General features: G+C 59.4%; 1 protein-coding gene. It reads right to left on the reverse strand.

Features of this window, described 5'->3' with window-relative positions; translation table 11 throughout:
• A partial coding sequence (locus O9X91_RS23815; RefSeq protein ID WP_269834424.1) for a porin occupies window positions 1-315 on the reverse strand: 315 nt, incomplete at both ends.

Consider the following 315-nt stretch of genomic DNA (forward strand, 5'->3'; position numbering starts at 1 on the left):
CGTTGTTGTCAGCTTCCAGAGCGCGAGCGGCCGTACCAGCAGCGTTGATCGTTACGAACTTCGAGCCAAGGCCTTCGAGTTCGTCAACCGAAACGCCAGCCCAGAAGGAACCTGCGTCGTAGGTGTAACGAATGGAGTTGAAGTTGGTGTTCGTAGAGAGCGTGTCGGTTTCGCCCGAGAGATCGTCATCCCACCAGTTGTAGAACTTACCGACCTTCAGGCCGCCGAGTTCGATGAAAGCCTGGTCGACGTTGACGCCACGGCTGGAGTCCTGGTCGGCATCGCCACGCAGGCCGATGAAGCCGCGCAGAGCGC

Source organism: Agrobacterium salinitolerans, from assembly GCF_027498475.1.
Lineage (GTDB): Bacteria > Pseudomonadota > Alphaproteobacteria > Rhizobiales > Rhizobiaceae > Agrobacterium > Agrobacterium salinitolerans.